This is a genomic window from Herbaspirillum camelliae, assembly GCF_001929405.1.
Lineage (GTDB): Bacteria > Pseudomonadota > Gammaproteobacteria > Burkholderiales > Burkholderiaceae_D > Herbaspirillum > Herbaspirillum seropedicae.
The window spans coordinates 1,096,500-1,109,502 of sequence record NZ_KV880769.1; the positions used below are offsets into that span (position 1 = coordinate 1,096,500).

The window sequence follows — 13,003 nt, forward strand, 5'->3', positions numbered from 1 at the left end:
GCCATAGGCGTGGCTTTGGCGGCGAAGTGCGGTGCTCATTGTGCTGTCGTACTCTCGGTTCTGTTGTCCTCACCGTTATCCTGGGTTGAGGGGTTATAGGAGGTACAGAACCGCCTAGATTTTCCACTCTGGAATGGCTTACTTCAGCCCAAGGAAGGTCCGAGCTTCTGCCGACAATTTCTTTGTGTCTATGCCAAGGTCGTTCTTATATAGAGCGAGCAGCGTCTTTTGCTCAATATCTTCTAGGTTGTTCTTCACCTCATCGACGTTCTCGCACAAATCGTAGGCAGCCAGGAAACCGTTGCTTTTGGCGGCCAGGACCTGTCCAAGGTTCTTGAGCGTGATGCCCTGTGAGAGCAGATTTGCGGCGCTCCCCATACTCAACATGTCTTCTCTGATGGATTGGATTTGCTTCTGAGAGAGGCGAAGCGAGTAAGAACCTCTGTGCGGTGCCAGCTCCAGCCCAAGAAATTCCGTTGGCTCGGCGGGAGCGCATATAAAGGATTTGGTGTCCGGGGCATCCAGGGCAGGGATGCTCAATCCGAGTTTGCGCAACTCGGTATGGCAAAACTCTGCGGCCGCTTCGCATTCCGTGCGGCTGTTGCCGAAAAATATGAGGTCGTCGGCATATCGCACGGCGCTGAATCTTTTCTTCTCGATGGCGGCATCAAAATCGTGGAGGAGCAGATTCGAGAACAATGGCGACAGCGGCATCCCCTGGCGTATACCCTGGCCCGCCTTTATTCCCTGTTCCTTCACCCGCTTCTTTACGGCCGGCCGTGAATCGTCAATCTCGCACGCCATCGCCTGGAACAAAATTCCATGCAGCGACCTGTCCTTCACAAACCGCTCAATAGCAACCCTCAGCGTATCCCGCTGAATATTGTCGAAGAACGCCGTGACGTCCGTCTTAAATACCCAGGGATGCGCCTTCCTCATGGCCACCGCATTCTGCGCAGCCTGCTTTACCGACCGCTTCTTAATAAAGCCGTAGCTGATGCTGTTCGCCAGCTTCAATGCGTACTTCTCAGAAAGGAAGTTCACCAACGCACGCTGAACAATCCGGTCCCTCACAGTCGGGATAGCAATTACCCGCTTCTTACCGTTCGTCTTCGTAATCGTCACCGGCTTAAGCCGCTGAAATTGGAATTCTTTTGACCGCAGTTCGCCCGACAGCCTACGTATGGCCGCCGATGCGTTCTGGTCAAAATCATTGATAGAGGTGCCGTCAACACCCTCTGTTCTTCGAGAGGCCGCTGAGGATTTGGTCAGCATGTCCTTCCAAGATGCGTGCAACGCATCCACGGACAATGCTTTGTAAAAGGCATTCGTCATTAGGAGAACCGCAGGCGTCTGAAACCCCAAGACCTGCGACCATAAGCTCCGTCGGCTGCCCGGTTCCTGACTGCCTCATACGAGGTCAGGCGCTCACCGCGGTTTCCGCCGATGACGCACTCGCGATTGCTCGCTTGGGCGACATTTTGCAGCAGGGTAACGCGCAGCGCAACCAGCAGAGATGCATGCTGGTCCACCCCGTCCACCTCAGCCGCCGCCGAAATGTAAATGCTTCTCATTCCATCGCCCTCCATTCCGATATTCATCGAAAATACGACCAGAATCGCGGCAGCCACCCTGCGCAGAGCGCGAAAGTAGCCAGAAAGGCGCGTGGGCGTGTCCTTACGGCACGTCGACGTTTCGGGCGCACCCGCCTCCCCGCGCACCGGCCGCCCTGCGCGTTTCTTATTCGCCTTCCCGACAATCCTTGGGGAAGAAGGCGCCCTTTGGCCTACGTCGGCTGCCCGGTTCCTGACTGCCTCATACGAGGTCAGGCGCTCACCGCGGTTTCCGCCGATGACGCACTCGCGATTGCTCGCTTGGGCGACATGTCGCAGCAGGGTAACGCGCAGCGCAACCAGCAGAGATGCATGCTGGGTGCTACCACAGCTCAACTATAGCCTGACGTGGATGAGTTTATCTGAGCGGAATGTCAACTCTTACATCCAGCAACACTTCTGCACGTCCGTATGTGCAAATGTTTCCTCTGAGACATCAAAAAAAAGTGGCGCGAAGGCTAAAACGGCGGTCCTTCACTCAAATACCGGAATTTGACTGGGGTCGCCGACACATTTGAGTTCCGGGAAATCCGTACGCTTGTCCCGTGGGCAACATATTCCCACTTCCTCAAACTTTGGAAAGAATCATGACAACACAGCAAAAACACACCGCTACTCCTACCGCCACCAATCCAGCACCAAAGCCGCCTACAGGCCCGAAGCGCAAACTCCCGAAGACCTCGCATCTCACACTCGCACTGGCGTTAGTCTCAGCTATCGCGTCAATGTTGTACGTCGCCGGGGAACTGCTGTACCAAAATGCCTTTAGCCGGGCGCAAGCTGAGAAGGCACAAGAGGTGGCGACTCTGACTTCACAAGTGGGAAAAGAGCAATCCAGGGCAGAGCGGGCAGAAGTCATGCTGAAACAAACCGGCGAACAACTGGCAGCCAAGAGTGCCGAGCTCGCAGATGCACGGAAGGATATCGAGTTGCTCCGAGCCAGCGCCGATGCAGCACCCAACTGCGTCTTCGCCAAAAAGCGTCTCCATCTGGTCGATGAGGATATCGCCAACCTCACCTACGTCCGTGAGTACCGGGTAGATGACAAAGAAACCATTGCCCCGGCTCCGGAAAAGGTCGAAAAGCTCGCTGCCCTGCGAAAAGAACAGGAGTTCCTTCTGAAACAAGTGTCGACCTGCCGATGACCTGTTGACCAAACGCGGCTCAGATGATGGGCCGCGTTTGCTTTTCGAAGGATGCTCCCACCAAAAATGTGTCAGCGGAAGGTTGAAGCAGTGGAAAGCGGAGCCAACGAAGGGAAATAAGGCTTGCCAGGGCTTGACGCACATCCACTCCGGTAGAGTAGATTCATTCCATGAACACCCGAGTCAAAGATGTCGTCGCCAAGCTGTACCGTCCGCCTACACAAGGCAGACGGATATTCGCGCTGGGTAGAGGTGATGCCGAGCGAATCCCCCTAATACCAGGCGTAGCCATGATTTCCATCACTGCACCTGAAAAAGGCCCAGCCCAGCTACCGGAGTATGAGCAGCTCCTGAGGCTTAGCTTCGCAGACGTCGATTTCCTCGGGGAGCTCTCCGCACGGGCAGCTGAAAAGCTTCCGGACGCCATGACCAAGGAGGATGCGGAGGGGATTCTTGAGTTTGTGAAAGCGCTTCCACAGACTGTACACACCTTAGTGGTCCACTGCGAAGGCGGATTCTCCAGGTCGGCCGGCGTTGTGAAGGCATTGAAGGAACTGTACGGCTATGAGGCTGAGGACACCAGGCTGGTCCAGGCCAATCCCAGTGTCATGAAAACACTCCTTGCAGCAGCAAAGAGCGTCGAAAAGAAGAAAAAACGTAAGAACGGTTGAGCCGTGAACGATGGCACCGAAAAACATAAAAGAGCCACCTGGGGATGCACCTCACATCTCCCTATACGCAACGTAGGGCAATACAGGGAACCAGGCGCCGAATAGCCGAAAAATCGGGCTATTCGGACACAATTCTCAGTTCAGTACAAAAATCAGCGCAACTGTGGCGATTTCGGCCGATTTTTCATTAAGCTCACGCCCCTTAAGTCCCTGATTTATTTCGTTTTAGGCGTTAGTTTAATTTTGGTGATGTCCAGTTATCAGGAGCGCCTGTCAGGGCCCCTGCTGGACCGCATCGACATGCAATTGCAGGTCGCCGCCCTGAGCCCCGGCGAATTGGCCGCCCAGGCCAGCGGCGAATCCAGCGCCCTCATCGCCGCCCGCGTGGCCGTGGCCTTCGAGCGCCAGATCAGCCGCCAGGGCAAACCCAACAGCGCCCTTGCCGGCGCGGAGATCGACCGTCATTGCCAGCCCGGGCCCGACGCTGCGCAACTGCTGCAGACCGCCATGCTCAGGCTGGGCTGGTCGGCGCGCGCCTATCACCGGGTACTCAAGCTGGCCCGCACCATGGCCGACCTGGCCGCCTCCGAACGGATCGACCGGCAGCACGTGGCCGAAGCCATCCAGTACCGCCGCGGTCTATCCATGGAGTAACAATGTGCAGGTTATTTCATGTTACCTTGACCCTCAACGGGAACAGAAGAGCTGCCGGCGTGGACAAAGGCAGAGCGCCCGCGCACAACAAGAACTAGGTCCAGGCCCTAAAGCAAAACCTATAACAACGGACGATCGCATGCCTTTCCCACACCCTCACTCCCTTCGCCTTGCCACAGGTGCTGCATGATCAGCATCTATCAACTCAAACCGCGCTTCCAGGCGCTGCTGCGGCCCATGGTGGCCGCCCTGGCCGGCGCGGGCGTCACCGCCAATGCCGTCACCGTGCTGGCCATGCTGGTGTCGCTAGCGCTGGGTGGGTTGTTGTGGCTGGAAGGGGCGCAACGACCGGCGCTGTTCCTGCTGCTGCCGCTGTGGATGTTCCTGCGCATGGCCTTCAATGCCGTGGATGGCATGCTGGCGCGCGAATTCGGCCAGCAATCGGCGCTGGGGGCCTACCTCAATGAACTGACCGATGTCTTCTCCGACGCTGCGCTGTACCTGCCCTTTGCCCTGGTGGCCCCGTTCGGCTGGGGCAGCGTGGGGGCGGTGATCTTCCTGTCGGCCGTCTCCGAGATGACCGGCGCGCTCGGCCCGATGGTGGGCGCGCCGCGCCAATACGACGGCCCCATGGGCAAGAGCGACCGCGCCTTCCTGTTCGGTGCGCTGGGCCTCTGGCTGGGCCTGGCCGGTGCGCTGCCGGACTGGATCTTCTGGGCGCTGCCGCTGGCGGCAGTGGCCATCCTCCTCAATATCGTCAACCGTATCCGCAGCGGCCTGGCCGCGCTCCCTCGCCCATGAACCGACCTGTCCAGGAACACCAGTTCACCACCCACGACGACCAGACCCTGTTCTATCGCCGCTGGCCCGCGACCGCCACCGAACGGCGCGGCGCCGTCGTGATGTTCCATCGCGGCCATGAGCATGGGGGCCGCATGGCCCATCTGGTCGATGAACTCGACCTCCCCGACTTCGATTTCTACGCCTGGGATGCGCGCGGCCACGGCCGCTCACCGGGACCACGCGGGTATTCGCCCAGCTTCGCCGATTCGGTGCGCGACGTGCAGACCTTCATCGGCCACCTGCGCCAGCAATGGCAACTGGCCGAGGAAGACCTGGCAGTGCTGGCGCAAAGCGTGGGCGCGGTGCTGGTATCGACCTGGGCGCATGACTATGCCCCGCGCGTGCGCTGCCTGGTGCTGGCCTCGCCGGCCTTCAAGGTCAAGCTCTACGTCCCCTTCGCCCGACCCGGCCTGGCGCTGCAGCAGAAGCTGCGCGGCAATTTCTTCGTCAACAGCTACGTCAAGGCCAAGTACCTCACCCACGATCCGGCGCGCCAGGCGTCCTACGACAGCGACCCGCTGATCAGCCGGCCGATCTCGGTGAACATCCTGCTGGCGCTGTACGAGGCGGCCGAGCGGGTGGTGGCCGATGCCCAGGCCATCACCATCCCGACCCAGTTGCTCATTTCCGGCGCGGACTGGGTGGTGCATCACGGTCCCCAGCACGACTTCTTCGACCGCCTGGGAACGACGGCCAAGGAAAAGCACGTGCTGCCCGGCTTCTACCATGACACCTTCGGCGAAAAAGACCGCAAGATCGCCACCGACCTCGCCCGCGACTTCATCCGGCGCCAGTTCGCCCAACCCTGGTCGCGCCCGGACCTGCGCCAGGCGCACCGCCACGGCCCCACCTTCGACGAAGCCCAGGCGCTGGCCGCGCCGTTGCCGGCCTTGAGCCCCAAGGGACTGTACTGGGCCGGCTATCGCGCCAACCTCAAGCTGGGCGGCCTGCTCTCGGCGGGGGTGGCGCTGGGACACCGTACCGGCTTCGATTCGGGCAGCACGCTGGACTACGTCTATCGCAATCGCCCCGAAGGCGCAGGGCCGCTGGGACGCGCCATCGACCGCCAATACCTCGACGCCATCGGCTGGAAGGGGATCCGCCAGCGCAAGCTGCATATCGAGCAATTGCTGCGCCTGGCGCTGGCGCAGCTGCAAGCCGAGGGCCAGCCGCTGCGGGTGCTCGACATCGCAGCCGGCCATGGCCGCTACGTGCTCGAAGCCCTGGAGAGCGGGCCCCGGCCCGAATCCATCCTGCTGCGCGACTACAGCGAGCTGAACGTACGCCAGGGCAGCGCCCTGATCGCCGAAAAGGGCTTGGGCGAGATCGCCCGCTTCGTCCAGGGCGACGCCTTCGACCGCGCCAGCCTGGCGGCGGTCACGCCGCGCCCGACGGTGGGCATCGTCTCGGGGCTGTATGAACTCTTCCCCGACAACGACGCCGTGGCCACCTCGTTGGCCGGCATGGCCGATGCGATTGCCCCGGGCGGCTACCTGATCTACACCGGCCAGCCCTGGCATCCGCAGCTGGAAATGATCGCCCGCGCCCTCACCAGCCATCGCGGCGGCCAGGCCTGGGTCATGCGCCGCCGCACCCAGGCCGAGATGGACCAGCTGGTGGCCGAGGCCGGCTTCGAGAAGATCGAACAGCGCATCGACCAGTGGGGCATCTTCACGGTCTCGCTGGCCCGGCGCAAGGTTTCATGAGCCAGGCCGAGCACCTGCCGGCGACCGTCGCACCCGCCGCACCCGCCGCACCCGCCGCACCCGCCACGTCGCTGCCCTGGAAGCGCGGCGTGGCCTGGCTCCTGCTGCTGGGGCCGCTGTTCTTCCTCAGCTATGGCTGGGCCAACCATGCCGCCGCCGCACGCGCCAGCGTGCCCAGCTTCTTCTATGGCTGGGAGCGCCACATCCCCTTCCTGCCCTGGACCATCCTGCCCTACTGGTCCATCGACCTGCTCTACGGTTTTTCCTTCCTGTGCTGCCGCACGGCCCGCCAGACCGATCGTCACGCGCTGCGGCTGCTGACCACGCAGGTGATCGCCGTAGCCTGCTTTCTGGCGTTCCCGCTACGCTTTGCCTTCGAACGCCCGGCCACCGACGGGCTCTTCGGCGCGCTCTTCGCCTCGCTGACGGCCTTCGACCTGCCCTATAACCAGGCCCCTTCTCTGCATATCGCGCTGCTGGTGCTGATCTGGGTCCAGTTCGCCCGGTTGCGCGCAAGCTGGCCCTGGCGCTGGCTGATCCATGGCTGGGCGCTGCTGATCGGCCTGTCCGTGCTGACCACCTGGCAACATCACTTCATCGACATTCCCACCGGCGCCATGCTGGGCCTGTTCTGCCTGTGGCTGTGGCCGGACGAAGGCCCCACGCCGCTGCAACGCGACGGCCAAGGCAGTCCGCGCCGCACGCGGCTGGCGCTGGCCTATGGCCTGGGTGCGGTAGTGGCGCTGGGACTGGCCTACGGCGTACGCCCGCTGACCGCGCCGCTGGGCTGGCTGGCCTTGGCGCTGGCCATGGTGGCGTGGAACTATGCCTATGCCGGCGCCGCCGGTTTCCAGAAGCGCGACGGCCGTCGCTCGCTGGCCGCCGCCTGGCTGCTGGCGCCGCATGCACTGGGCGCCTGGCTCAATGCCCGCCTGTGGACGCGCCGCCATCCTCAGCCGGACGCCATTACCGATGACGTCTGGCTGGGCCCACTGCCCGGCAACGCTGGCATGTGCGCAAGCCGCTTTGCGGCCCTGTGCGACCTCTGCGCTGAATTGCCCGCCCCGCGTGGCCACTGGCGCTACGCCGGCCATGCCTGGCTGGACCTGGTCACCCCCGAGGCCGATCAATTGCTGGCCGCTGCGCGCAGCATCGAATCCCTACGCGGCAACGGACCGGTGCTGGTGGCCTGCGCCCTTGGCTATTCGCGCAGCGCCGGGGCGGTGGCCGCCTGGCTGTGCCTGAGCCGGCGCTGCCCCGACATGACTTCCGCCCTGGCCCTGCTGGCCGAACGCCGGCCCGCGGTGGTCATCAACGCTGCGCTGCGCGAACGTCTGCAGGAGGTGGAACAGCGCCTGCTCAAGGAGAATCCCATGCCCGACCTGCGCCAGGGCCCCAGTGGCGATGCCGCCAACGACGCGGCCCATCACGATGTCCCACATGCAGACCCACAGGCCGCACGGAAAGCCGCATACCAGGCCGCCCATCAGGCCGAGCTCACCGCAGCGCTGCTGGGACTGAGCCGTCCGCTGGACGCCACCAGCCGGATGCTCACCATCGCCGCCCTGGTGGTGCTGATCCTGCTGGCCACGCAGCCGGAAGCGCCGTCGCTCTGGATACCCCTGACGATGTCCATCCTGTTCGGCATCGCCGAATACGTCTTTGCCCTGCGCTGCGCCTTCGATGCGCCCCTTTTCGCTTCCTGGGCGCGCCGCTGGGAGCAGGGCATCCCGCCCGCGGACGATCTGGCGGCCTTTGACGTGGCCATCCGAGAGAGCGGCCTGGGCCAGCAACCCGAGCCTACACGTCCCCTGACCGACCGTACCGCCGGAGCGCGCCGGCTGTTGCGCTACCAGTGCCGCTGCCTGGCTGGACAGATCGGGGGCTGGCTGGGTGCATTGGGCGTGCTGTTTATCTTCTGATCCTGGATTGCCGACTTTTATGCTGATCGACCGCCTCTTCGCTTCCGCCATCTGCACATTCGCCCGTGTACTCACCGGCGTGCGCGCCCGCTGGTTTGCCGCGCCTGATCCGGACAAGCTGCGCGTCTACTACCCCAACCATCGCAGCCACGGCGATTTCGTGCTGGTCTGGAGCATGCTGCCACGCGCCATGCGCAAGCGCACCCGGCCGGTGGCCGGCGCCGACTACTGGCTCAAGGGCGCGCTGCGTCGCTATGTCATCAACCGGGTGTTCCGGGGCGTGCTGGTGGACCGCCAGGCCGGGCGCAGCGCCGACCCCATCGGCGTAATGGGCCAGGTGCTGGCGGGTGGAGAGTCGCTGATCCTCTTTCCCGAAGGCACTCGCAATCTGGACGATGGCCTGCTGCCGTTCAAGAGCGGCCTGTATCACCTGGCCTGCGCCCATCCCGAGGTGGAGCTGGTGCCGGTGTGGATAGAAAACCTGGGCCGCGCCATGCCCAAGGGCCATCTGGTGCCGCTGCCCCTGCTGTGTACCTTGAGCTTCGGCGAACCCCTGATGCTGCAAGCCGGTGAAAGCAAGGAGCAATTCCTGGCGCGCACCCGCCAGGCGCTGCTCGACCTGGCGCCCATCGCTGAATGAATCTGCACGGATCGACCATGACTGCCCAAGATACCCTCATCGCCCTCTTTGCCGGTGTATTCGCCGTCCTCGCGCTGGCCAGCTCGGTCGGCGGCCTGCTGCGCTGGCGTCTGGCCGGACGCAACAGCAACGTCGTCGACAACCTCAATGCCCGCATCAAGGCCTGGTGGTGGATGATCGGCGCGCTGGCGCTGGCGTTCTGGATGGGCAAGACCGGCGTGGTGGTGCTGTTCGCCTTCATTTCGCTGCAGGCGCTGCGCGAGTTCATCTCGGTGACCTATACCCGCGTGGGCGACCATCGTGCGCTGCTCTGGTGCTTCTTCGTCTTCCTGCCGCTGCAATATGTGCTCATCGGGAGGGACTGGTATGGGCTCTTCTCCATCCTCATCCCGGTCTATGCCTTCCTGTTGCTGCCGATCTCGGCCTCGCTGTCGGCCGATACCAAACACTTCCTGGAGCGCGCGGCCAAGGTGCAATGGGGCTTGATGATCTGCGTGTACTGCATCTCGCATGTGCCGGCCCTGCTGACCCTGGCCATCCCCGGCTTCGAGGGACGCAACCTGCAATTGATCGTGTTCCTGGTGCTCACGGTGCAGTCCAGCGACGTGTTCCAGTATGTCTGGGGCAAGCTGTTCGGCAAGCGCAAGCTGGCGCCGCAGATCTCCCCCTCCAAGACGCTGGAGGGGCTGGTGGGGGGAGTGCTGACCTCCACGGCGGTAGGCGCGGCGCTCTACTGGATCACGCCCTTCAATGTCTGGCAGGCCGCGCTGGTGGCGTTGACCATCAACATCCTGGGGTTCTTCGGGGGATTCGTGCTGTCCGCGATCAAGCGCGATCGCGGACTCAAGGACTGGGGCGCGATGATCGAAGGCCACGGCGGCATGCTGGACCGGGTCGATTCGATCAGCTTTTCCGCGCCCATCTTCTTCCACATCCTGCGCTATTGGTGGGTCCCCTGAGCCCGGCCCGGTGGGCCAGGCGCAGTTGCCGGCGCAATCTCAGCGCGCCGGCATGATCCGGCGCGCAAACGCCAGCAGGATCAGTGCAAAGGCCGCCAGCCCCAGCCACTGACCGATGGACTCGAAACTGCCCGACACCAGCGCCAGCGGCGCATCCTTGCCGGTAAAGCCGATCACTCCAGCCAGCACCACGCCCACCAGGCTCTCGCCGACGATCAGGCCCGAGGCCACCAGGATGCCGCGCTGGCGCGGCTTGTCGGCATAGGCCGCGACATCGGCGCCGGCGGCCAGCGCGCGACGACGCAGCGCACGCTCGATGAACCAGCCCAGCAGCGCCCCCACAAACAGGGCACTACTCACCACGGGCGGCAGATAGATGCCGATCCCCACCGCCAGCACCGGCAGGCGCGCCACGCCGCCGCGCCGCGCCAGCAGCCAGTCGATGACGATCAGCACGATGCCCAGCACCACGCCCACGGTCAGCATGGTCCAGTTCAGCTCACGGGTGAAGATACCGGTGGCGATGGCCGTCATCAGGGTGGCCTGCGGCGCGGCCAGGGCCTGGGCCGCGTCCATGCCGGCGCGCGGCAGCGCACCGGTGAAGCCATAGGCGTTATACAACAGGGTCAGCACCGGCGGGATCACCAATGCGCCCACCACGCAACCCACCAGCAAGGCGACCTGCTGACGCCAGGGCGTGGCGCCGACCAGTTGGCCGGTCTTGAGGTCTTGCAGGTTGTCGTTGGCGATGGCGGCCACGGCGATGATGGCGGCGGTCACGAACAGGGCGATGGCGATGGCCAGCTTGCCGCCCTCGGGGGTGGCCAGCAGCGTATCGACCATGCCCGAGGCCAGCAGCAGCAGCGACACCAGGATCACCGCGACGATACCGATGCCCGAGATCGGGCTGGAGGACGAGCCGATCAGGCCGGCCATGTAGCCGCAGGCGGCCGCCACCAGGAAGCCGAACACGAAGGCAAACACCACCGCATAGACCACCAGCCCGGCAAAGAGCGCCGGCGACACCGGCGCTCCCGCCAGGAAGGAGGCGAACACCACTGCCAAGAGGCCGATCATGGCCAGGCTGATGATCACGATCCAGCGCGGCGACATGTCCTGGTCGGTGCGCTCGGTGCTGCCCTGCTGGCGGCGCGCCAGCGTGGACAGCGACGCCTTCACGCCCTGCACCATGGGGCCGAACAGGGTGGCCAGGGTCCAGATCGCGGCCACGCCGATCATGCCCGCACCGATGAAGCGCACCTGGCTTTTCCACAGACCGTTGGCGAAATCAGCCAGGCTGACGTCGGCCGCATGGGGCGTGACAGCGGTCAGGTAAGGCACGGCCACGCCCCAGGCCAGCACCAGCCCGATCAGGATGGCGATGCCGGAGACGATGCCGATCATGTAGCCCGCGCCCACCAGCGCCAGCGAAAATCCCATGGTCAGCCGCACCGCCGAGGCGCCCGCGGCGAACCACAGGCTCATGCTCTCGGCAAACACCTTCAGGCCGCTGGCGACCACGCTGAAGCCCGCCGCCAGGGCGCCGCCGAAGAGGATGTCGCGCAGGCCACGGCGGCTCTCTTCACCGCCGTCGGTGTCGGCGCTGCCCACGCGCAGGATCTCGGCTGCCGCCACGCCTTCCGGATAGGGCAGCTCGCCCTGCACCACCATCACCCGGCGCAGCGGGATGGAGAACATCACCCCCAGCATGCCGCCAGCGGCGCAGATGCCCAGGGTCTGCAAGAAGGGGAAGCCTTGCCAGTGGCCCATCATCAACAGGCCCGGCAGGATGAAGATCACCGAGGACAGCGTCCCGGCCGCCGAGGCCTGGGTCTGGACCATATTGTTTTCGAGGATGTTGGCGTTGGCGAACAGGCGCAAGACCGCCATCGAGATCACCGCCGCCGGAATGGCCGAGGAAAAGGTCAGGCCGACCTTGAGCCCGAGATAGACGTTGGAGGCCGTGAAGACCACCGTGATCAGGGCCCCCAGCAGCATGCCGCGCAGGGTCAGTTCCGGCAGGCCGGCTTGGTTGTCGTTTTGCATAGATCAGTCCAGGGAATGCGTTGGAATGGCTTCTTATACCGCAAGAATTGCCGGAGAGCCATCAGACAACAGCGTTTTTTGTGGCCTGCGGCGGCTTTGTTATGATGGCCCCTCCCTGGCCACGCCTTTATCCCATGCGCCGCTTACCCGCCCTGTCCGCTTCCCTCTGCCTGGCCGCGCTGGCCGCCATCGTCTTGCAAGCCTGTTCACCGCGCTACAACTGGCGCGAAAGCAGCGACAACGGCGCGCATTTCGTGGTGCTGCTGCCGGCCAAGCCCAGCAGCGTCACCCGCGAGATCGACCTGGACGGTCCCCGGGTGGAGATGAGCATGACCGCGGCCGAGGTCGATGGCGTCACCTTCGCCGTGGGCACCGCCGAACTGCCCGACGCCGCCGCCGCCGAGCGGGCGCTCACAGCTATGCGCACCGCCCTGCTCAACAATATCGCCGGGCAGGCCCAGGGTGCGCCAGCCTGGCCGGGCAAGCCGGCGGGCCTGGACCACAGCGTGGACCTCGAGGCCCGTGGCGTGGCGCGCGGGCGGCCCCTGCGGCTGGCCGCGCGGCTGGCCAGCCGGGACCGGCGGGTCTACCAGATCCTGATGGTAGGTGAAGAAAAATCCTTCACTGATGAGAATCTGGAAACCTTTTTCAGCTCATTCAAACCAACGTGAACGGTCCCGCTGCAAGATGACAAAGGCGGCGTGACCGGGGTATTCTTGGGCTCGCCCGCGACTCCAGACGGGCGTCCCGCAGGAATGCGGATGCTTTGCAGCGCATTTCCACCAGGCCAGGCCCGTCCGGCTG

The 13,003-nt window shown here is 64.0% G+C and carries 11 protein-coding genes; 9 read left to right on the top strand and 2 right to left on the bottom strand.

Annotated elements, in window-relative coordinates:
- Nucleotides 1–138: 138 nt before the first annotated feature.
- Nucleotides 139–1,275, bottom strand: coding sequence for a reverse transcriptase domain-containing protein (locus BGK68_RS05030; protein WP_158035417.1), 1,137 nt, complete (start codon nucleotides 1,273–1,275; stop codon nucleotides 139–141).
- A 925-nt stretch (nucleotides 1,276–2,200) separates the two neighbouring features.
- Here BGK68_RS05030 and BGK68_RS05040 point away from each other — a divergent pair.
- The 8 genes from BGK68_RS05040 (at nucleotide 2,201) to BGK68_RS05075 (ending at nucleotide 10,153) form a co-directional block, all read left to right on the top strand.
- Nucleotides 2,201–2,758, top strand: coding sequence for a hypothetical protein (locus tag BGK68_RS05040; RefSeq protein WP_075256167.1), 558 nt, complete (start codon nucleotides 2,201–2,203; stop codon nucleotides 2,756–2,758).
- 170 nt (nucleotides 2,759–2,928) lie between these two features.
- Nucleotides 2,929–3,429: a hypothetical protein gene (locus tag BGK68_RS05045; RefSeq protein WP_075256168.1), complete on the top strand. Its 501-nt coding sequence runs from the start codon at nucleotides 2,929–2,931 to the stop codon at nucleotides 3,427–3,429.
- A 249-nt stretch (nucleotides 3,430–3,678) separates the two neighbouring features.
- Nucleotides 3,679–4,083, top strand: coding sequence for a magnesium chelatase subunit ChlI family protein (locus BGK68_RS05050; protein ID WP_083657725.1), 405 nt, complete (start codon nucleotides 3,679–3,681; stop codon nucleotides 4,081–4,083).
- 186 nt (nucleotides 4,084–4,269) lie between these two features.
- A complete protein-coding gene (locus BGK68_RS05055) occupies nucleotides 4,270–4,884 on the top strand; it encodes a CDP-alcohol phosphatidyltransferase family protein (RefSeq protein ID WP_083657726.1) in 615 nt (204 codons plus the stop codon).
- A complete protein-coding gene (locus tag BGK68_RS05060) occupies nucleotides 4,881–6,632 on the top strand; it encodes a bifunctional alpha/beta hydrolase/class I SAM-dependent methyltransferase (protein WP_075256169.1) in 1,752 nt (583 codons plus the stop codon). The genes BGK68_RS05055 and BGK68_RS05060 overlap by 4 nt, the downstream gene beginning before the upstream one ends.
- Nucleotides 6,629–8,554, top strand: a complete 1,926-nt coding sequence (locus BGK68_RS05065) for a phosphatase PAP2/dual specificity phosphatase family protein (RefSeq protein ID WP_075256170.1) — start codon at nucleotides 6,629–6,631, stop codon at nucleotides 8,552–8,554. The genes BGK68_RS05060 and BGK68_RS05065 overlap by 4 nt, the downstream gene beginning before the upstream one ends.
- A 19-nt stretch (nucleotides 8,555–8,573) precedes the next feature.
- Complete coding sequence (locus BGK68_RS05070) at nucleotides 8,574–9,194, top strand: lysophospholipid acyltransferase family protein (RefSeq protein WP_083657727.1); 621 nt, start codon at nucleotides 8,574–8,576, stop codon at nucleotides 9,192–9,194.
- 17 nt (nucleotides 9,195–9,211) lie between these two features.
- Nucleotides 9,212–10,153, top strand: coding sequence for a phosphatidate cytidylyltransferase (locus BGK68_RS05075; RefSeq protein WP_407645627.1), 942 nt, complete (start codon nucleotides 9,212–9,214; stop codon nucleotides 10,151–10,153).
- A gap of 39 nt (nucleotides 10,154–10,192) precedes the next feature.
- On the opposite strand, the gene BGK68_RS05080 is transcribed toward BGK68_RS05075, so the two are convergent.
- Nucleotides 10,193–12,199 (bottom strand): OPT family oligopeptide transporter, encoded by a 2,007-nt coding sequence (locus BGK68_RS05080; RefSeq protein ID WP_075256172.1) that lies wholly within the window; start codon nucleotides 12,197–12,199, stop codon nucleotides 10,193–10,195.
- 134 nt (nucleotides 12,200–12,333) lie between these two features.
- Between BGK68_RS05080 and BGK68_RS05085 the strand changes: the two genes are divergently transcribed.
- Nucleotides 12,334–12,870 carry a hypothetical protein gene (locus BGK68_RS05085; RefSeq protein ID WP_075256173.1) on the top strand — a complete coding sequence of 179 codons (537 nt, stop codon included), beginning with the start codon at nucleotides 12,334–12,336 and terminating at the stop codon, nucleotides 12,868–12,870.
- Nucleotides 12,871–13,003 lie beyond the last annotated feature (133 nt).